The following is a 17,912-nucleotide window of genomic DNA, read 5'->3' as shown; positions in this document are numbered from 1 at the left end:
AGTAAAATCAACGCGGAAAGCTGACTCTTAATCAGCGGGTCCAAGGTTCGAATCCTTGTGCGCCCACCATCAAAGCCCTTCGGATCGCTCCTCTCTTCCAGCGCACGACCTGCTGATCGCATGGCGATCCGGGCCACGCCCCGGCGCACCGCGCTGATGGCGGTCTCGCCGGCCGCCCTTCAGGGCGGGTCACCTGTTGAGCCTGACCGTTCCTGCGTCCGCGGTATCGTAACCGCCGAGACGGTTGGCCTCCGTGGCGAAGGCCGGGCTCCGGACGAGGGCGAGCAGGGCCTGCAGGCCTGGCTCGAAGTAGGTGCGTCGGCGCATCGCGAGATCGAACCGCTCCCAGGCCAGCGGCAGAAAGCCCAGACCCATCTGGTTGGCGACGGCGCGCGAGGCGATCCCGCAGTCGACCTCGCCGGTGCGGATGGCCGCAGCCAGGTCGGTGCCGGTCGGGAAGGTCGTGGCATGGGTGGCCAGCGCGTCGAGAGCGAGCCCCTCGCGGCCCAGCAGCACGTGGAGCAGCAGCTGCGCGCCCGCTCCGCTCTGGCGGAGCCCGAAACGCAGGCGCTTCCGGACGGCCGCGCCAAGCGTTTCGATGCCGTTCGCGGCAGGCCCGAGCACGAGCCCCTGCTCGCGTCGGACAAAGGCCAGCAGGACGACGTCGTGCAGCGGGGCCCGCGCCCGGATGGCCCTCACATTGGCCTCGTCATCGGCGATCTCGTCGTGGCAGTGGATGGCGGCGACGGAGACCTGGTCATGGTCCAGCCGGTGCAGGCCGGCTTCGGATCCCTCCGGGAGAATCGCGAGGCCGCTGCCCGAGCGGCGCAGAGCCCACTCCAGCATCGGGTCGTGGCTTCCCCCGACGATCGGCGGTGCAGTCGCTGCCGGAAAACCATCCGGGCGGCTCATCCCGCTCTCGATCCAGCGGTCGAGCGCGGCCCGGGGAAACAGCCACTTGCCCGTCACCTTCGAGCAGGGGATCGCTCCCGTCGCCACCAGTTCGTAGAGCTTGCGCTCCTTGAGCCGCAGGTAGTCCGCCGCGTCGGCGGTCGTGAGATAGGGCCCCGGAACCATACCCTCGATATCCCGTGAATTGATAAACGTCACACACATGTTATCCGGCCGATAACACAACTCAACCTTCGGGGGCGTTTTTCCAACCTTGACCCACTGTTTCGTGGTGCGGGGCCTGTGGTTCAGACGGCGATGTCGGCAGTCGTTGGAACGAATGCCAAGTCCTGCGCGTCTGCGCAGGTCGAAGCGAAGGAGACGACCATGGCGCAGAAGACCGGACGGACCCATCGACTCGGGCCGGAGGCGAGCATGGTGATCGATCGGACCGCGCGCCACGTGCTCGCGATTGTTTCCGCCGAGCCTCAGGTGCCGCTCGACCGGGTCCTCGTCCTGCTTGCCCGCCGCGCGGCACCGGACGTGCGGCCGGAGGCGAAGTCCAGGGATCGCCGAGCATCCCGCATGCGCTGACGCGACGGCCGGCGGCTCTGCAGCCTGAGCAAAATCGTCCCGGGGGCTCGACCGTACGCCCGACTCCCTCCAACCTGCGTCTCGGCCGTCACCCGCGCACCCCGGCGGGTTTCAGCCGCGGTCGCCGACGGGGCGATGCAGGCGGGAGCTCGATGAGGGTGGACTGGTTCATGAACATCGTCGGGCACTGGCCCGACGGGCTGATCCTCCTGGCAGGCGCCACGACGACTGCCGCGACCTCCGTGGCCGTGGCGTTCGTCGCGCGGCGGGTCATCTTCATCCCCGGTGAGAAGCGCATCAGCGAGCACGCGAAGCTCGCCGACATCGTGCACAGCAGCCTGCTCGCCTTTGCGGTGTTCGTCCTCGCGCTCGTGCTGACAGACGTGCGCGCCAACATGGGCAAGGCCGACGACACCGTGCTGCGCGAGGCCTCGACCTTGTCGCGGCTCGACCGGGAATTGCAGTTGATCGGCGGACCGGCCGCGACCGCCGAGCGCAAGCGGCTGAGGGACTACGCCGCCGAGATCGTCTCCAGGGAATGGCCGTCGCTCGGCGCCGCCGAGCCCGCGCTGTCGGCGGACGTGACGAAGACGATGACGGCCCTGATCGTTGGGATCCGGTCGATCGCCGCGTCGACGCCGGACATCGGGTCGAGCCTCACGTCCCTCCTCGACAAGCTCGACGACCTGCGCCAGACGCGCCTCGAAAGCGCGACGCGCACGGTGCCGGCCATCTTCTGGTGGCTGATCGGGGTCTTCCTCCTCGGCGCCATGGTGCTCAACGGCCGGCATTCGCTCGACGCCGCCAGCCTCTCGCTGATCACGCTCCACATGGCCGCGATCGGCCTCGTGATCGCCTTCATCGTCGTGATGGACGAGCCGTTCCGCGGTGAATCAAGCATCCGGCCCGACCCCATCCTGCACGCTCTCGGACCCTTGCCGACATCCTGAAGCCGCCCGCCCCGGCGGGCGGTTTCCCTCGACGGGTGCGCCAAAGGTCCGTTCACAAACAAGGGCTACAACAATAGCGTGTCATTCCGCGGGCGATCCCGCGCGGAGGTGGGGTCCTCATGTCGCGCATGCGTTCCTGGCTGGGCTTCGCGGTTCTCGCGCTCGCAGCCGCCGTCGTATCGGCCATGCCTGCCCATGCCGAGCGGAAAGTGGCGCTGCTCATCGGAAACTCGGCCTACACGGCGGTCCCGGCGTTGCGGAACCCGGCGAACGACGTCGCGCTGATGGCGAGGACTCTGCGCGAGGCGGGGTTCGAGAGTGTCGAGACCGCGCTCAACCTCGACGACCGGGCGCTGCGGCAGGCCCTGCGGCGGTTCGAGGACAAGGCGGCGGATGCCGACGTCGGGCTGGTCTTCTACTCCGGCCACGGCGTGGAGATGAACGGGCAGAACTACCTCGTGCCCGTCAATGCGCAGCTGGCGAGTGACGGCGACGTCAAGGACGAGGCCATCCCGCTCGATCGCGTGCTGGAGTCTCTCGACCGCGTGAAGCGCCTGAAGCTCGTCATCCTCGATGCCTGCCGCGACAACCCGTTCCTGGCCACCATGGCCCGCTCTGCCGGAACCCGGTCGGTGGGACGCGGGCTCGCCAGGGTCGAGCCGCAATCGACGGGAACGCTGATCGCCTATGCGGCCAAGGCAGGCACGACCGCGTCTGACGGCGCGGGCGCCAACAGCCCGTTCACGACGGCGCTGGCGCGCCACCTCGTGCAGCCGGGCCTCGACGTCCGCCTCGCGCTGGGCCATGTCCGCGACGAGGTGATGACGGCGACCGGCCAGAAGCAGGAGCCTTTCGTCTATGGCTCGCTCGGCGGCGGCACGCTGACGCTGGGCGCGCCCGAGGCGCCCAAGCCCGTCGCGGCACCGGCGCCGGCCCTTGTTGCCCCTCCCGTGTCGCAGGCTCCGGACAACTGCACACTTGCAGCGACCCACTGGACGCAGGCCGAGAAAATAGACCGCGTCGAGTTCTACGAGGAGCACCTCAAGCTGTTCCCGTCGTGCCCCTTCGCGGGTTTCGCCCGCCTCAAGATCGCCGAGAAGCAGAAGATTGCCGCCCTGCCGCCCCCGGCGCCGGCTCCGCCGCCTGCGCCGGGCGTGGCGGAGTCCGTGCAGCGGACGCTCGGCGCGGCAGAGCTCGCCCGTGCCATCCAACTGGAGCTCAAGCGCGTCGGCTGCGATCCGGGGCGGATCGACGGCAGCTGGAGCCCGGCGACCCAGACGGCGCTCGCAAGCTTCAACCGCCACGCCAAGGCGAGCGTCGACGTGAAGGTGGCGAGTCTTGGTGCACTCGACGCGCTGCGGTCGCGAGAGGACCGGGCCTGCCCGCTGAGCTGCCCCACCGGGACGCGGGCCGCGGACGAGCAATGCGTCCCGATCGTTTGCGCCGCGGGGAAGGTTCTCTCGCCACGCGGCGTCTGCGTCGACGCGCCGCGCGCGGCGGCGCCGAAGCCGGCTCCCACGGCAGAGGCCGCGCCGGCCCAGCCGGCCGCCCCGGCCGGAAAGGCTGCCGGCATGTACGACGCCCCTCAGCCCGGGATGAAGTGCAGCCAGGTCGGGCTGCCCCAGATGGGGACGTACTCGGTGAACCCGGCCATGGCGGCCCAATCCGCCAAGTTCTACTGCCAGTAGGCGCCGCCCGAGCCAAGGGCCGCGAGGGGCTCTGCGGCGACGGCTCGACCCACCTTCGGCCGAAGCGCGTGCCGGACGTTCAACCAACTGGTTGACAGTATCGCTTGCCCGTCTATATTCAACCGTATGGTTGAATTTCAGACCTCCTCCCTGGATACCGTCTTTCACGCGCTGTCGGATGCCACGCGGCGCCGCATGCTGAGGGACCTTGCCAACGGCGAGCGAAGCGTCGGCCAACTCGCCGAACCGTCTGCGATGTCGCTCGCGGCCGCTTCAAAGCACATCAAGGTTCTGGAGCAGGCGGGCCTCATTCGGCGCGAGATTCGCGGCCGCAGTCATTTCTGCCGCCTGGAGCCGGGCCCCCTCGCCAGCGCTCAGGAATGGCTGGCCTTCTACCGGCACTTCTGGACCGCCCGTCTCGACGAGCTCGAGAGCCTTCTCCGGCAGGCTGACGACGCCGGTGCCCCGTCCCCACCCCCCGAAAGGATCGACCCATGACGATGAACGCTGCTCCGGACGCCTATGGCGTCCTCACCGAGCCGACGACGCTGACGATCCGCCGCGTCCTGCCCGGCCCGATCGGGCGGGTGTGGAACCACCTGACCCGCAGCGACCTGCGCCGCCGCTGGCTGGCGTCCGGCGACATGCCGAACACGCCCGGGGCGACGTTCGCCCTCACGTGGCGCAATGACGAGCTGACCGACCCGCCCGGCACCCGTCCCGACGGCTTCGGCGCCGAGCACAGCATGGAGAGCCGCATCACCGTCTACGAGCCGCCGCACCGGCTTGGCTTCTCATGGAGCGGGGGCGGGCAGGTCACCATCACGCTCCAGGAACAGGAGGGCACGGTGCTCCTGACGCTGGTCCACGAGCGCATCGCGGAACGGTCCGCGCGCCTCATGATCGGGGCCGGCTGGCACCAGCACCTCGACATCCTCGTGGCCCGCGTGTCCGGAGAGGAGCCGCGGCAGCCGTTCTGGGATGGCTGGCAGCGGCTGCGGCAGGATTACGACCGGCGCCTGCCGGCCTGAACCCCCGGACACGTCGCGCCGTGACGGCAACTCCTAGGTGGTGGGGAACGACCGCGACCGCCGGTAGGCGAGCGGAGGCTGGCCCGTCCACCGGCGGAAGGCGCGGATGAAGTGCGGCGTGTCGGCGTAGCCGAGAGCCATCGCCACTTCGGTGACGGACCGTGATCCCTCCGCGATCCACTGGATCGCGGAGGCCCGCCGACGCTCGTCGACGATGGCCTCGAAGCTCGTCCCGAGGCGCGCGAGGCGCCGCTGCAGCGTCCGCCGCGGGAGACCGACGACGTCTGCCGCGACGGCAAGGCTGACAGGGCCTTCGCCCCATCGCGCTTCGACCAGCAGTGCGAGCGCGTCGCGCAGCGCAACGTCGCTGAGATCCATGCCTGCGACGGCGGGTTCTTCGGACGGCGGCCGACCCAGGAGGCCGTCGGTTCTCGGCCGGGTCGCGAGAACGTCGGCAGCGAAGCCCATCCGGCAGTGCGTGCCGCGTCCAAAGATGACGGGTGCACCGAAGAAGGCCTCGTAGCTGGCGAGCCGCCCGCGGCAGGCGTGCGGGAACGACACCCAGGCCGGCGTCCAGTCCGGACCGATCAGGGCGCGCATGGTCTGCAGGTGGAACGCCGCCGCGCCCTCGTAGAGAACCCAGGCCTCCTCGGGCGCATCGCCTGCGAGCCGGTGGCTCAGGACGGCGAGGTCACCCTCGCGGGACAGGCCGAGGTCGACGTGCGTCTGCATCGCGGGCATGAGGCGCACATGCTCCAGGAGGCAGTCGGCGACGGTCGGCCCCGCCATCATCGCCTGGCCCGTGCCGCCGAGGCGGGCCGGGTCGGCGGCAGCACCCAGAGCCAGCCCGATCGACGGCTCCCCGAGCGTCCGGGCCGCCGCGGCGAGCACCGCGACGACCTGGGCACGCAACACGATGGCGGGCGAGGCCGTCTGCTCGACGGCGAGGCCGCCGGTCGCCAGGACGGATTCGGCGCCGACGCCGGCCTCGGCGAGATAACCCGGCAGCATGTGAAGAATGGCGGCCCGGACCGCGGGGCGAGGCATCGAGCGTGCTCCACGGGCACGGACCATCCGTGCGCCGTGGAGGGATGCTAGCCAGCGTGACCCAGGCCGGCAACGGCCGGCCGGGCTTCAGTCGTACTGCTGGAAGAATCCGTCCTCGTTGGGGAAGGACGGGCCGGGGGCATGGCGTCCGAGATAGGCCTTGAAGGTCGCCTGGAAGAACAGCGACGGCTTCATCTCGCCCGCGAGTTCCCCGACGCGCTTCTGCAGCGCGGCGACGATCTCCGGCTTCTCGGCGGCGAGGTTCTTCGCCTCGCCGGGATCCTGCGGAATGTCGTACAGTTCGACCCGGGACGGCAGCGTCGTGTGCCAGACGAGCTTCCACGGTCCCTTCCGCACGGCGGCGCGGAACATCTCGACATTGTAGACGATCTCGTCCCGCGGGGAGGGGGCCCCGGTGGCGATGGTGGCCCACACGTCCTTGCCGTCGAGCGGCTTCGTGCCGGCGGTGCTGGCGCCCGCGCGCGCGGCGAGCGTCGGCAGCATGTCGACCACGTGCAGGGGCTCCGCGACCTTCTGCGCCTTGATCTTGCCCGGCCAGTTGGCGAAGGCCACCGCCCGGGTGCCCCCCTCGTAGAGCGAGCCCTTGCCGTCGCGATAGGGACCATTGCTGGCGGGCAGGGGTCCCTTCGTCTCGATCTGGCCGGCGAAGGTCGCGGTGCGGACACCGCCGTTGTCGCTGTGGAAGACGATCAGCGTGTCGTCGCGCATGCCCTTGCGCTGCAGGGCACCGAGCACGGCGCGGATTTGGTCGTCCATCACGCTGATCATGGCGGCATAGGCGCGCCGGTTGGGATCCGCGATGGACTTGTACCGGTCGAGATCGGCCTGCGGGGCCTGCAGCGGCGTGTGGGGTGCCGTGAAGGCGAGGTACATGAAGAGCGGCTTCCGGGGGTCGTGCGCCTCGATCCGGCGCACCGCGTCCTTGCCGAGCAGCGTCGTGACGTAGCCGGGCTCCTCGAGGCGCTTGTCGTTGCGGTACCAGTCGGTGACGCCGTGCACCTTGTGGGTGAAGTAGTCGATCTCGCCGATCAGGGCGCCGTACTGGTAGGCGAAGCCGCGCTGGCGTGGCCACAACTTGCGGTCGCCATGGCCGAGGTGCCACTTGCCGATGATGGCCGTGTCGTAGCCGGCTTCGCCAAGGATCTGGGGCAGCAGCTTCTCGTCGAGCGGGATGCCGAAGGTCTGCTCCGGCAGGATCACGAAGCTCTGCAGGCCGTAGCGCATCGGGTAGCGGCCGGTCATCAGCGCCGCACGGGTCGGCGTGCACATCGGCTGCACGTAGAACTGCTCCAGCCGCGCGCCTTCGTTGGCGAGTTCGTCGAGGGTCGGTGTGCGGATGTCGGACCCGTTGAAGCCGACATCGGCCCAGCCGAGGTCGTCGGCCACGATGTAGAGGATGTGCGGCTTGGCCGGAGCCTGGGCCGCCGCGTTGCCGGCGGCGGCGCATCCGGCGATGACGAGGGCCGCGGCAAGGGTCAGCAGACGTTGCAAGGGGGATCCTCCGGGCGGCGCCGGATTCGGCGCAATCGCCGCCAACCTAGCCGTGTGGCCGAGGTCGGGATTGCCATTTGGCGCCACGCTGGAGAGCAGCGCTTCACGACTCCCGGTTGCAAGACTATGCCATCGACGTGTTCGGCGCATTCCAGCCGGACCGGAGGGGGGCCGTGCATGGACTACATGCAGACGCGCATCTACCACGTGGGGCGCAGCACCGTCCTCGTCGGCCCCTTCTCGTACGGGCACGAGCACCTGAACATCCTCCAGTGGAACGAGGGCGCGAGCCTGCAGATCGGCGCGTTCTGCTCGATCTCCGGGGGCTGCACGGTCTATCTCGGCGGCAACCACCGGCTCGACTGGGCGACCACGTACCCGTTCGGGCACATCTACACTGCCGAGTTGTTCGGCCCCGCGGTCACCGAGCATCCCCTCACCGACGGAGACGTCATCATCGGCAACGACGTCTGGATCGGAGCGGAGTGCACGATCATGTCCGGTGTGACGATCGGCGATGGCGCGGTGATCGCGGCGAAGGCCCACGTCGTGAAGGACGTTCCACCCTACACGATCTTCGGCGGCAACCCGGCACGGCCGATCCGCCAGCGTTTCGACGACGACGTGGTCGCTCTGCTGCGGGCGCTGCGCTGGTGGGACCTGCCGCCGGAAGCCATCCGCGAGATCAGGTCCGATCTCTGCGCGCCGCCGACGGTCGAGGGACTGTCGGCGCTCGTGCGGCGGTACCGCCCCGGCGCCGCGCTGCCGTGAGGGGGGCTACTGCCAGTTGATGATGCTCATGAGGTTGCTGCTGCGGTCCGTCCACAGCAGCTCCGCCCGGCCGCCGTCGCGCCATGCCGAGATGCGGGGCGCCACTTCGGCCGCCCGGAAGAACGCGGGGTCGCGGGAATAGAGGGCCCAGCTCACGGGATCCTCGCAATCGCCTTCCGCCAGCGTCTCGAACCAACCGACCTGCAGGCCGAAGGCCTTTGCCAGCCCGCGGTGAAGCGGGGCCATCTCGAAGGTGTCTAGCTCGAAGTTGATGGCGAGGATGCCGTCGGGGGCAAGGTGCCGCAGATACAGGTCGAACGCCTCCTTGGTCATCAGGTGCATGGGCGGCGAGGCGCCGCGGAAGGCATCGATGACCAGGATGTCGAAGCGGCCCGACTGGCCGGCGTCGAGTTCGCGTTCCATTAGGATGCGGCCATCGCCGTGAACCACCTCGATCGCCGCGGCGCTGTCGGAGAGGAAGGTGAACCGCCGCCGGGCAAGGTCGGTAACGGCGGGGTTCAACTCGTAGTAGCGGATCGTGTCGCCCGGCTTGCCGTGGCTGGCGATCATCCCTGCGCCGAGGCCGATGATGCCGAGGCGCAGCGGCTTGCCTTCGCGCCGCTTGCGCTCGTAGGCCAGCGCGATGTCGATGCCGCTGCCGGCGCCGAAGGCGCAGGCCGGCACGCGCCGCTTCTCCGCCGCCTGGAACTGGGATCCCTGGTCCACGCCCGCCTGCTGCATGACGAAGCTGAACTCCTCCGGGTCGTCCTCGTCCTCCCGGACCACCTTCACGACCCCGTAGAAGTTGCGGATGCGCTCCACGAGCTGGGGACCGTGGGCGATCTCGGCGGCGGCCCACACGGCCAGGCCGCCGATCAGCACGGCGAGGCTGCCGACCGCGACCCAGCGGCGCCCCGCCTGGCCGGCTCCTCCGTCCTCGCGCCAGTGCAGCAGAACGGCGGCCACGCCGATGAGGGCGATCGTGATCGGGTGTTCGCGGTAGTCGCTGAACAGGACCGGCGCCAGGAAGGTGACGAGCAGGCCGCCCAGCGCGCCGCCCACCGAGATGGCGAGGTAGAAGGCGGGGAGCTGCGTGTCGCGCGGCTTCAAGGCGACGAGCTCACCATGGCAGATCATGCAGCCGAGGAAGAGCACGATGCCCTGCAGTCCGAGCTGGACGACCAGGTCGGCGGACGATTCCGGGCGCGCCAGCTGGAAGGAGACCGCCGCTGCGACGGCGAAGAGCGCCAGGAACGGCAACCGCCGGTAGAACGACTGGCTGCCGAAGGCGGCGACGAAGGTCAGCAGATAGAGGCTGAGCGGCATGATCCAGAGGAAGGGCACGACCGCCGTCCACTGGGTGATCTGGTTGGTGATGGCCAGGAGCAGCACCGAGCCGAGGGCCGACAGCCCGATCCAAAGGCCGACGTCGGCGCCGCGCACGGCGATGCCGGCCTCGGTCGTGGCGGGCCCAGGCCCGGCCGCCTCGCGCCAGACGATGGCCGCGACGGAGGCGTAGAGCAGGGCGCACAGCACGAAGCCCGCCGACCAGAGCACGGTCTGCTCCGAACTCGACAGCAGCCGCTCGAAGACGAAGGGATAGCTCAGGAGGCCGAGAAAGGATCCCAGGTTCGAGATCGCGAAGTACCGGGACACGTTGCCGGAGGCCTCGAGCGAGGCGAGCCAGCGCTGCAGCAGGGGCGAGGTGGTGGACAGTACCGCGTAGGGAATGCCGACGCTCGTCACCAGCACCCAGAGGATGCGACCGACCGGGTTGTCGCTGTCGGCGGGTTTCAGGGCATCGTCGGGCGTGATCGGCAGGAAGGCGACCGCGAGGACGAGCAGCACGATCTGGAGACCCGCCTGCCCCCTTGGCGACAGCCAGCGCGTCGACGCGAAGGCGAGGGCATAGCCGAGCAGCAGCGACATCTGGAAGAACAGCATGCAGACCGTCCAGGTCGTCGCGCTGCCGCCGAACCAGGGCAGGATGAACTTGGCCATGATCGGCTGGACCTGGAAGGAGAGGAATCCAGACAGGCCCATGGCCGCGCCGATCAGGACCCGCGACGTCGTCGTGCTGCGCATGCCCGTCCATCTCCCCGGGTCCGACTCGTGCGGCCCGCCCCCGTCCTGATCCAATCAGGAGTTGCCCGCGCCCGCTATCGCATCCCGGTCACGGAAGGACGTCGAAGTCGGAACGGCGGTGGCCTTCCACGAGCCGGCGCAGGCGCAAGGGCCGCACGACCTCGACGGCATCCCCCCATGCATAGAGATGCCAGGCCATCTCGAGGTGGCCCGCCGCATGAAACCGCACCACCAGCGAACCGTCGTCCTCCCGCGTCGCCGTCTGGCGGGGGTGGAAGAGATAGCCGGCCGCCTCGTCCGCGGCGCGCGGCGCGAACCGCCAGACGACCTCGCCGAACTCGCGGTCGTTCTGGAACAGGCCGAAGGCGCGCTCGGAGAACGCCTGCAGGTTGAAGTCCCGCGGTCGGGCGAAGCCCCGCGTCGTGAGCTGCGCGCCGCTCACCGCATCGAGCCGGTAGGTGCGGACCGGGCCGTCGGGGTCGCCCTCCGGACGGGCGACCAGATAGCGGCGGGCGCCCGAGAGGAGGCCAAAGGGCATCACCGCACGGCGCCGCGGGACGGCATCCGTTCGCGACTTGTAGTCGATCTCGAGGACGAGGCAGGCCTTGATGGCGCTCGCGACGGCCTCCGCGATGGTGTCGTCGATCCGCGCCCGGGGGCCGGGGCGTGCCACGAACCCCTGCGCCTCCAGCAGGGCGTCGTGGTCGGTCTCGATCCGTCCAGCCCGCGGGGTCGGGACGAGCGCCATGATCTTGTCCTTGAGGTGACGCAGGAGGCGGGCCTCCCGCGACTGGCCGTCGCGCCGCAGAAGCGTGGCGGCCAGGTCGAGGGCGGCGAGTTCGTCCGGCTCCAGCGACAGGAAGTCCTTGATCGCGCTGCCGCGCATGCGCCAGCGCTTGAGGCCGTCGTCGGCGTCGTGGTCGGCCTCCACGTCGGAAAAGCGGATCTCGAGGGCCCGCATCATGCGCTGCGCCGTGCGCCGCGAGCACCCGAACCGCTCCTCCACCTGCGCCAGCGTGACGCCGCTGCGATGGGCCCGGACCATGGTGAAGAGATCGAGCAGCTGCTCGGCCTTGGCAAAGGACACGCGCCCCTCCTGACAGGATCTGACACCCTGCGGAACTATCTCCGGAGCATGGCCGACGGGCAAGAGAGGAGAGAGCCATGATCCGCACCGACGACCGACACCAGGATGAGACGCGGCTGATGGAGCGGCTCGACCGCATCGTCGGCGACACGCTGATCGCGGCGATGATCGTCATCGGCCTGCTGTTCTGCCTCGGCGCGGCGCGCGCGGCCGAGCAGCCGACCGAGGTCCGCGCCGTTTCTCCGGGCACCGTCTACAGGGATGGACCCCCGTCGCGGGTCTCCGCCGCCGAGATGCCGGTGCGTGGCATCGCCGTGCACGGCACCCGGGAGCGCGGATACTCGATGAACGCGGCGACCGCGGCCGGACCGTTCGACAGGCTTCCTGCAGCGTAGATGCGGCGCGTCACGCCGGAGAGCGGCCGGCCCACCCGCAAAGTGGCGCCGGGAACCCTGGGGGGTGACATGGGCGCCTGCACGACCTCGCCGAGCAAGATGCGCCTGCGTGCGTGCCCTCAGGAAGCCGGAGCACCGTTGTGGCGAAGGGGGCCATCGCACCAGCGCACTCGTCGAAGAATAGATGTCTGAATTACCGTGTCATGGGTGTTTATTGTCTCCTGTGCGAAATATACATTCGCTGAAAGATAATAGTCATAATTCAATCACAGAAATATCCCGATGGAGTGACAGTCGTGCCCTGAAAGGGCGCAGGTCTGGCTCCAGCTTCTTCTTCAGGTCCGGGCCCCTCTGGCGGAACGTCTCCGCGATGTCGGACCGTAACAGCAAGGAGAATGACCATGCCGTTCAAGAACGATCTCGTGTCCCTGATCGACGAAGGCCATCGCTCCAAGACGTTCGGGGAGCTTGCGGCGTCACCGCCCGGGATCCTGGCGGGCCTGACGCATGCGCAGGGCGCCAAACTGATGCAGGCGCTCGACGTCGATACCCTCCAGGACCTCGCCCAGTCGCGCTACGTGCTGTGGTCGCAATCCATCACGCACCTCGCCCGCTACGAGAAGGTCGACGGGTTCAACCCGAGCCTCGCGGCGATCCTCGATGGGCAGTGGGAGAAGAAGAGCCTGCGGGAGCTCGCCCGCGCCCGGCCGTCGATCTTCACCGGGCTCTCGGCCAAGGAGGCGACGATGCTGGAGGAGGCAGCAGGGATCAGAACGGTCGAGGACCTCGCCACCAATCGCTTCGTGCTGATGGCGCAGGTCATCGCGCATCTCGCCCGCTACGAGACGAGCACGGGGCCGGCCCAGAAGGCGGCGTGACCCGGAGCCGGGGAAGCCGCCGGCGGGCGGCTTCCCCGTGCCGTGGGTGAGGTCAGGACAGACCGAGCGCGATGCGCAGCCCGGCGAGGAACGCGGCGATGGCCGTGGCCAGAGCTGCCCGCGCGTTGAGGATCTGCGTGCGGTTCAGTGCGGTGACGATGCGATTGATGTCGGCCGCGTCCAGTTCCTCCGTCCGGCTGATGCGTCGGATGCGCTGGTTGCTCGCCTTCCACCACAGGCGCGACGAGGCGAGAGCCGCGGCGACGATGCCGAAGTCGATGGCGAGGAGCAGGATGGGCTGCATGGCGACGGTCCGGAAGCGCACCTGCGTGTGGCGTGCCCGGCGTCTTGTCAAGCTGCCGCTCCGCGATGCCGCAGCCGCTTGAAAACGGCGGGCGGCATCGACACATCCGCAACGACCGGGTCCGGGCCCCTCTGGCAGCCGATACAGGCTGCGATGTCGGACTCTTCCACCTGACGAGCCTCGTGCTCCGATCTTGGGAGATCCCCCATGCCCTCAATCCACAATCCAGCCTGGCATCATGCTTCCGTCGCGAGCGCCGACGTCGAGGAGAGCCGCCGCCGGCTCGAGGCGCTGGCCGCGTTCCTCGACAGCGCCATCCGAGTCCCCGGCACCCGGGTGACCGTGGGCGCCGACGCGCTTCTCAATCTCGTTCCGGGCATCGGCACGGCCTTCGCCAAGCTCATGGCCGGCTACCTCGTGTGGGAGGCGCGGCGCTTGGGCGTGCCGGCGCGTACGCTCGCGCGGATGACCGGCAACGTCGCGGTTGACCTCGTGTTCAGCGCCATCCCCGTGGTGGGGTGGGTGGGCGACGTGTTCTTCCGCGCCAACCGGCGCAACATGGACCTGCTCCGCCGCCACCTGGAAACGGCTTCCGGCCCCCGCCGCCCCTCAGGCGCGAGCCGCCGGCCGGCGACCATCGACCTCACGGCGCGCGAGGTGACGGCATGAGGACGCTCGCCAAGGGGCTTGCGGTCGTCGCGGCCGTCGCCTGGACGCTCGTGGCGTGGGGCGGCTATGCGCTCGTCGGGTGGCTGGGCGGCCTCGCCGCCAGCCATGCCGACATCGTGACCGGCCACCCGGAGACGGTCGTCGCCTTGTCCTGGGCGGCTTCAGTGCTCACCAGCGTCGGACTGGCCGGCGTGGTCGTGGTATGGCTGATCGGCCTGATGCTGCTTCTCGCCGTCCCGGCCGTGGTGGGCTTCGCCACGCGAAGGTTGCGTTAGGCGTTCCGCGGCTGCAGGCTTGAAACAAGGCCTCGCCAAGTCCAATTAGGTCATAAGCCTGAGTCCGGGCCCCTCTGGCGGTCGATCCCCCCGACCGCGATGTCGGACTCCCGAACCGCCCGGAGACCCGACCCCATGGCCAAGCCACCGTTCGACCCCCGCCGCCTCGCCACCATGGCGATGGTCGTGGCTCTCGTGTCGATCGTGCTCGCCCAGATGCTGCCGACGTCCGGCTCCCGGCCGGACCCGCTGCCCTATTCCGCCTTCCTGGCGTCCGTCGAGCGCGGCGAGGTGCGCTCCGTCCGCATCCAGAACCAGACCATCGAGGGGACCCGCACCGACGGGACCGCCATCGCCACGTATGCGCCGGAGAATGCCGACACGTTCTCCGTGCTGCGCAAGAACAACGTCGAGGTGACGGCGGTGCCGCCGCCCAAGCCGACCCTGCTGGGCAGCCTCTTCTGGGCGCTGTTCCCGGTCTTCATCCTCATCGGCATCTCGCTGTGGATGACCCGCAACGCCATGAACAACATGGGTGGCAACGGCGGGCCGTTCTCGTTCGGCCGGTCGCGGGCGCGCCTCGTGCCGCCTGAGAACGCCCGCGTCACCTTCGCGGACGTGGCCGGCATCGAGGAGGCCAAGGAGGACCTGCAGGAGATCGTCGACTTCCTGCGCGACCCGGCCAAGTTCCAGCGGCTCGGCGGTCGCATCCCGCGCGGCGTGCTGCTCGTCGGCCCGCCCGGCACCGGCAAGACCCTGACCGCCAAGGCCGTGGCCGGCGAGGCGGGCGTGCCGTTCTTCACGATCTCGGGATCGGACTTCGTCGAAATGTTCGTCGGCGTCGGCGCCAGCCGCGTGCGCGACATGTTCGAGCAGGCGAAGAAGAACGCGCCCTGCATCATCTTCATCGACGAGATCGACGCCGTCGGCCGGCACCGCGGGGCGGGTCTCGGCGGCGGCAACGACGAGCGCGAGCAGACGCTGAACCAGATGCTCGTGGAGATGGACGGCTTCGAGGAGAACGCCGGCATCATCATCATCGCGGCGACCAACCGCCCTGACGTGCTCGACCCGGCGCTGCTGCGCCCCGGCCGCTTCGACCGGCAGATCGTGGTGCCGAACCCCGACGTGAACGGCCGCGAGCAGATCCTCAAGGTGCATGTCCGCAAGGTGCCGCTCGGCCCCGACGTCGACCTGCGCACGGTGGCGCGCGGCACCCCGGGCTTCTCTGGCGCCGACCTCGCCAACATCGTCAACGAGGCGGCACTGCTGGCCGCGCGCCGCGGCAAGCGCCTCGTCACGATGCAGGAGTTCGAGGACGCCAAGGACAAGATCATGATGGGCGCGGAGCGCCGCACCCTGGTCATGACCGAGGACGAGAAGGCGCTGACCGCCTATCACGAGGCCGGCCATGCCATCATGGCGCTGGCGGTCCCCGCGACCGATCCGGTCCACAAGGTGACGATCATCCCGCGCGGCCGTGCGCTGGGAATGGTCCTGCAGCTGCCCGAGCGCGACAAGCTGTCGATGAGCTACGAGCAGATGACCTCGCGCCTCGCGGTGCTGATGGGCGGGCGCATGGCCGAGGAACTCGTCTTCGGCAAGGAGCGCATCACCTCCGGCGCCCAGTCGGACATCGAGCAGGCGACCAAGCTCGCCCGCGCGATGGTGACCCGCTGGGGCTTCTCCAAGCAGCTCGGCACCGTGGCCTATGGCGGCGGCGGGCAGGAGGAGGTGTTCCTCGGCATGTCGATGGGCCGCCAGCAGACCGTGTCGGAAGCCACGGCGCAGCTCATCGACAACGAGGTGCGCCGCCTCGTCGATGCGGCGGTGCAGACCGCCCGCGCCATCCTGACCGAGCGTCGCGAGGATCTCGAGACGCTCGCCAAGGGGCTCATCGAGTACGAAACCCTGTCGGGCGACGAGGTCGGCGACGTCCTCGCCGGTCGCCCGCCGCTGCGTCCCGACCCGGGCGCCACGCCGCCGCGGCGGTCGTCCGTCCCCGGCACCCGCCGGTCCGACGAGCCGGGCGGGGCACCGGGCATGCCGCAGCCGGCGTGACGGCGATGCCTGGCCCGGCGGGGCCGTGGCACGGTTCTGAACCTGATCGAGAGGCCGGACGCGAGCACTGTCTCCCGTCCGGCCTCGCCATTTTCCGCCTCCGGGCCGGGAGGATCGCATGAGCGTGCAGGTCTCGTTCGACAACAGCTACGCCCGCCTCCCGCAGGGCTTCTTCTCCCGCGTGCAGCCGACCGCGGTCTCGCGGCCGGCGCTCCTCGCCCTGAACCGGCCCCTGGCGGCCGAGCTCGGGCTCGACCCGGAATGGCTTGCCTCCCCAGAGGGGGTGGACGTCCTCGGCGGGCGTCGCGTCCCCGACGGAGCCGAGCCGATCGCCATGGCCTATGCCGGCCACCAGTTCGGCCAGTTCGTGCCGCAGCTGGGAGACGGCCGCGCCATCCTGCTCGGCGAGGTGGTGGACAGGTCGGGGCGCCGGCGGGACATCCAGCTGAAGGGCTCCGGACCGACCCCCTATTCCCGGCGCGGTGACGGACGTGCGGCACTCGGGCCGGTGCTTCGCGAGTACCTCGTCAGCGAGGCGATGGCGGCGCTGGGCATTCCCACGACCCGGTCTCTGGCCGCGGTGGCGACGGGCGACATGGTGGTGCGGGAGACGTTCCTGCCGGGCGCCGTGCTGACACGGGTCGCCGCCAGCCACGTCCGCGTCGGCACCTTCCAGTTCTTCGCCGCGCGCGGCGACACGGAGGCCCTGCAGCGCCTGACCGACTACGTCGTCACGCGGCACGATCCCGACCTCGCCGGCGAACCCGATGTCACCCGCCGGTGGTTCGAGCGCGTCGTCGCGCGGCAGGCGAGGCTCGTCGCGCAGTGGATGCTGGTCGGGTTCATCCACGGCGTGATGAACACCGACAACATGGCGGTCTCGGGCGAGACGATCGACTACGGCCCCTGCGCCTTCATGGACGCCTACGACCCGGCGACCGTCTTCAGCTCGATCGACCATGGCGGGCGCTACGCCTACGCCAACCAGCCGATGATCGCGCAGTGGAACCTCGCGCGGCTCGCCGAGTGCCTCCTGCCGCTGATGGCCGAGACGCCCGAGGCGGCGCTTCCGCTGGCGCAGGACAGCCTCGGCACGTTCCGCACGACCTTCCAGGAGGCCTATGCGGGCGGCCTGCGCGCGAAGCTCGGCCTTGTCTCCGAGCGGGACGGCGACGGCGACCTCGTCGACGACCTCTTCGCCCGCATGACGGCGAACACAGTGGACTTCACGCTGTTCTTCAGGACGCTGGCGGATGCCGCCGCTGACACGGCGGCCGATGCCGCCGTGCGCGACCTCTTCATCGACCCGACCGCGTTTGACGCCTGGGCGCCGAACTGGAGGGCGCGGCTCGACGGGGAGGGCGGCGACCCGGCGGCGCGCCGCGAGGCGATGCGGCGGGCAAGCCCGGCGGTGATCCCGCGCAACCACAAGGTGGAGGCCGCGATCGAGGCCGCCGTCGAACGGGGCGACCTCGGGCCGTTCGAGTCGCTGCATGCCGTGCTGGCAACGCCCTTCGAGGACAGGCCCGGCGACGCGCCCTACCGTCTGCCGCCGCCGCCCGAGCAGCGCGTGTACCGCACGTTCTGCGGCACCTGACCAGCGCCTCCCAACGGAGGACTTCGCCTGCACGCGGCGATGGGCTAGGGGAGAGGCGATGCAACGGAGCCGTCCCG

The 17,912-nt window shown here is 69.9% G+C and carries 18 protein-coding genes; 12 read left to right on the top strand and 6 right to left on the bottom strand.

Annotated features, from left to right (window positions below):
- Positions 1-189: 189 nt before the first annotated feature.
- Positions 190-1,077: a substrate-binding domain-containing protein gene (locus ACX9GQ_RS18320; RefSeq protein ID WP_459631017.1), complete on the bottom strand. Its 888-nt coding sequence runs from the start codon at positions 1,075-1,077 to the stop codon at positions 190-192.
- Between the two features lie 201 nt (positions 1,078-1,278).
- Between ACX9GQ_RS18320 and ACX9GQ_RS18315 the strand changes: the two genes are divergently transcribed.
- From ACX9GQ_RS18315 to ACX9GQ_RS18295, 5 genes are all read left to right on the top strand, one after another.
- Entirely contained in the window at positions 1,279-1,485 is a 207-nt protein-coding gene (locus tag ACX9GQ_RS18315) for a hypothetical protein (RefSeq protein ID WP_459631016.1), read from the top strand.
- Positions 1,486-1,637: 152 nt separating this feature from the next.
- A complete protein-coding gene (locus ACX9GQ_RS18310) occupies positions 1,638-2,435 on the top strand; it encodes a bestrophin-like domain (RefSeq protein ID WP_459631015.1) in 798 nt (265 codons plus the stop codon).
- Positions 2,436-2,554: 119 nt separating this feature from the next.
- On the top strand, positions 2,555-4,123 hold the full coding sequence (locus ACX9GQ_RS18305; RefSeq protein WP_459631014.1) for a caspase family protein: 1,569 nt from the start codon (positions 2,555-2,557) through the stop codon (positions 4,121-4,123).
- 126 nt (positions 4,124-4,249) lie between these two features.
- Positions 4,250-4,621, top strand: coding sequence for an ArsR/SmtB family transcription factor (locus tag ACX9GQ_RS18300; protein WP_459631013.1), 372 nt, complete (start codon positions 4,250-4,252; stop codon positions 4,619-4,621).
- Positions 4,618-5,154, top strand: a complete 537-nt coding sequence (locus ACX9GQ_RS18295) for an SRPBCC family protein (RefSeq protein WP_459631012.1) — start codon at positions 4,618-4,620, stop codon at positions 5,152-5,154. The genes ACX9GQ_RS18300 and ACX9GQ_RS18295 overlap by 4 nt, the downstream gene beginning before the upstream one ends.
- 33 nt (positions 5,155-5,187) lie before the next feature.
- Here the strand turns inward: ACX9GQ_RS18295 and ACX9GQ_RS18290 are convergent, their stop codons facing one another.
- Together ACX9GQ_RS18290 and ACX9GQ_RS18285 are read right to left on the bottom strand one after the other, a co-directional pair.
- The gene (locus ACX9GQ_RS18290; protein ID WP_459631011.1) at positions 5,188-6,201 is read right to left on the bottom strand and encodes an AraC family transcriptional regulator ligand-binding domain-containing protein; all 1,014 of its coding nucleotides are present in this window, start codon (positions 6,199-6,201) and stop codon (positions 5,188-5,190) included.
- Positions 6,202-6,288: 87 nt separating this feature from the next.
- Entirely contained in the window at positions 6,289-7,713 is a 1,425-nt protein-coding gene (locus ACX9GQ_RS18285) for an arylsulfatase B (protein WP_459631010.1), read from the bottom strand.
- A gap of 177 nt (positions 7,714-7,890) precedes the next feature.
- Between ACX9GQ_RS18285 and ACX9GQ_RS18280 the strand changes: the two genes are divergently transcribed.
- Positions 7,891-8,484 (top strand): CatB-related O-acetyltransferase, encoded by a 594-nt coding sequence (locus ACX9GQ_RS18280; RefSeq protein ID WP_459631009.1) that lies wholly within the window; start codon positions 7,891-7,893, stop codon positions 8,482-8,484.
- Between the two features lie 6 nt (positions 8,485-8,490).
- Here the strand turns inward: ACX9GQ_RS18280 and ACX9GQ_RS18275 are convergent, their stop codons facing one another.
- Both ACX9GQ_RS18275 and ACX9GQ_RS18270 read right to left on the bottom strand, forming a co-directional pair.
- Positions 8,491-10,569, bottom strand: coding sequence for a fused MFS/spermidine synthase (locus tag ACX9GQ_RS18275; RefSeq protein WP_459631008.1), 2,079 nt, complete (start codon positions 10,567-10,569; stop codon positions 8,491-8,493).
- An 88-nt stretch (positions 10,570-10,657) separates the two neighbouring features.
- On the bottom strand, positions 10,658-11,656 hold the full coding sequence (locus tag ACX9GQ_RS18270) for a helix-turn-helix transcriptional regulator (RefSeq protein ID WP_459631007.1): 999 nt from the start codon (positions 11,654-11,656) through the stop codon (positions 10,658-10,660).
- A 77-nt stretch (positions 11,657-11,733) separates the two neighbouring features.
- Here ACX9GQ_RS18270 and ACX9GQ_RS18265 point away from each other — a divergent pair, with 77 nt between their 5' ends.
- Positions 11,734-12,051, top strand: a complete 318-nt coding sequence (locus ACX9GQ_RS18265; protein ID WP_459631006.1) for a hypothetical protein — start codon at positions 11,734-11,736, stop codon at positions 12,049-12,051.
- Between the two features lie 401 nt (positions 12,052-12,452).
- On the top strand, positions 12,453-12,929 hold the full coding sequence (locus ACX9GQ_RS18260) for a hypothetical protein (RefSeq protein WP_459631005.1): 477 nt from the start codon (positions 12,453-12,455) through the stop codon (positions 12,927-12,929).
- Between the two features lie 52 nt (positions 12,930-12,981).
- On the opposite strand, the gene ACX9GQ_RS18255 is transcribed toward ACX9GQ_RS18260, so the two are convergent.
- Entirely contained in the window at positions 12,982-13,284 is a 303-nt protein-coding gene (locus ACX9GQ_RS18255) for a hypothetical protein (protein ID WP_459631004.1), read from the bottom strand.
- Between the two features lie 156 nt (positions 13,285-13,440).
- Between ACX9GQ_RS18255 and ACX9GQ_RS18250 the strand changes: the two genes are divergently transcribed.
- The 4 genes from ACX9GQ_RS18250 to ACX9GQ_RS18235 all read left to right on the top strand — a co-directional run bounded on the left by ACX9GQ_RS18250 (position 13,441) and on the right by ACX9GQ_RS18235 (position 17,835).
- Complete coding sequence (locus ACX9GQ_RS18250) at positions 13,441-13,902, top strand: DUF4112 domain-containing protein (protein WP_459631003.1); 462 nt, start codon at positions 13,441-13,443, stop codon at positions 13,900-13,902.
- Entirely contained in the window at positions 13,899-14,177 is a 279-nt protein-coding gene (locus tag ACX9GQ_RS18245) for a hypothetical protein (RefSeq protein ID WP_459631002.1), read from the top strand. The genes ACX9GQ_RS18250 and ACX9GQ_RS18245 overlap by 4 nt, the downstream gene beginning before the upstream one ends.
- A 135-nt stretch (positions 14,178-14,312) precedes the next feature.
- The gene (gene ftsH, locus ACX9GQ_RS18240) at positions 14,313-16,238 is read left to right on the top strand and encodes an ATP-dependent zinc metalloprotease FtsH (protein ID WP_459631001.1); all 1,926 of its coding nucleotides are present in this window, start codon (positions 14,313-14,315) and stop codon (positions 16,236-16,238) included.
- Positions 16,239-16,356: 118 nt separating this feature from the next.
- Positions 16,357-17,835: a protein adenylyltransferase SelO gene (locus tag ACX9GQ_RS18235; RefSeq protein ID WP_459631000.1), complete on the top strand. Its 1,479-nt coding sequence runs from the start codon at positions 16,357-16,359 to the stop codon at positions 17,833-17,835.
- The last annotated feature ends 77 nt before the right edge of the window (positions 17,836-17,912 follow it).

Source organism: Alsobacter sp. R-9 (genome assembly GCF_054612375.1).
The sequence above is the reverse complement of the archived record's forward strand: the minus strand, read 5'-3'. Positions and strand labels throughout refer to the sequence as shown.

What these genes read in the sequence shown, in the direction of transcription:
- ACX9GQ_RS18320 (WP_459631017.1), bottom strand. Translation starts at nt 1,077, where the DNA reads ATGGTTCCGGGGCCCTATCTCACGACCGCCGACGCGGCGGACTACCTG.
- ACX9GQ_RS18315 (WP_459631016.1), top strand. Translation starts at nt 1,279, where the DNA reads ATGGCGCAGAAGACCGGACGGACCCATCGACTCGGGCCGGAGGCGAGC.
- ACX9GQ_RS18310 (WP_459631015.1), top strand. Translation starts at nt 1,638, where the DNA reads ATGAGGGTGGACTGGTTCATGAACATCGTCGGGCACTGGCCCGACGGG.
- ACX9GQ_RS18305 (WP_459631014.1), top strand. Translation starts at nt 2,555, where the DNA reads ATGTCGCGCATGCGTTCCTGGCTGGGCTTCGCGGTTCTCGCGCTCGCA.
- ACX9GQ_RS18300 (WP_459631013.1), top strand. Translation starts at nt 4,250, where the DNA reads ATGGTTGAATTTCAGACCTCCTCCCTGGATACCGTCTTTCACGCGCTG.
- ACX9GQ_RS18295 (WP_459631012.1), top strand. Translation starts at nt 4,618, where the DNA reads ATGACGATGAACGCTGCTCCGGACGCCTATGGCGTCCTCACCGAGCCG.
- ACX9GQ_RS18290 (WP_459631011.1), bottom strand. Translation starts at nt 6,201, where the DNA reads ATGCCTCGCCCCGCGGTCCGGGCCGCCATTCTTCACATGCTGCCGGGT.
- ACX9GQ_RS18280 (WP_459631009.1), top strand. Translation starts at nt 7,891, where the DNA reads ATGGACTACATGCAGACGCGCATCTACCACGTGGGGCGCAGCACCGTC.
- ACX9GQ_RS18275 (WP_459631008.1), bottom strand. Translation starts at nt 10,569, where the DNA reads ATGCGCAGCACGACGACGTCGCGGGTCCTGATCGGCGCGGCCATGGGC.
- ACX9GQ_RS18265 (WP_459631006.1), top strand. Translation starts at nt 11,734, where the DNA reads ATGATCCGCACCGACGACCGACACCAGGATGAGACGCGGCTGATGGAG.
- ACX9GQ_RS18260 (WP_459631005.1), top strand. Translation starts at nt 12,453, where the DNA reads ATGCCGTTCAAGAACGATCTCGTGTCCCTGATCGACGAAGGCCATCGC.
- ACX9GQ_RS18250 (WP_459631003.1), top strand. Translation starts at nt 13,441, where the DNA reads ATGCCCTCAATCCACAATCCAGCCTGGCATCATGCTTCCGTCGCGAGC.
- ACX9GQ_RS18245 (WP_459631002.1), top strand. Translation starts at nt 13,899, where the DNA reads ATGAGGACGCTCGCCAAGGGGCTTGCGGTCGTCGCGGCCGTCGCCTGG.
- ftsH (WP_459631001.1), top strand. Translation starts at nt 14,313, where the DNA reads ATGGCCAAGCCACCGTTCGACCCCCGCCGCCTCGCCACCATGGCGATG.
- ACX9GQ_RS18235 (WP_459631000.1), top strand. Translation starts at nt 16,357, where the DNA reads ATGAGCGTGCAGGTCTCGTTCGACAACAGCTACGCCCGCCTCCCGCAG.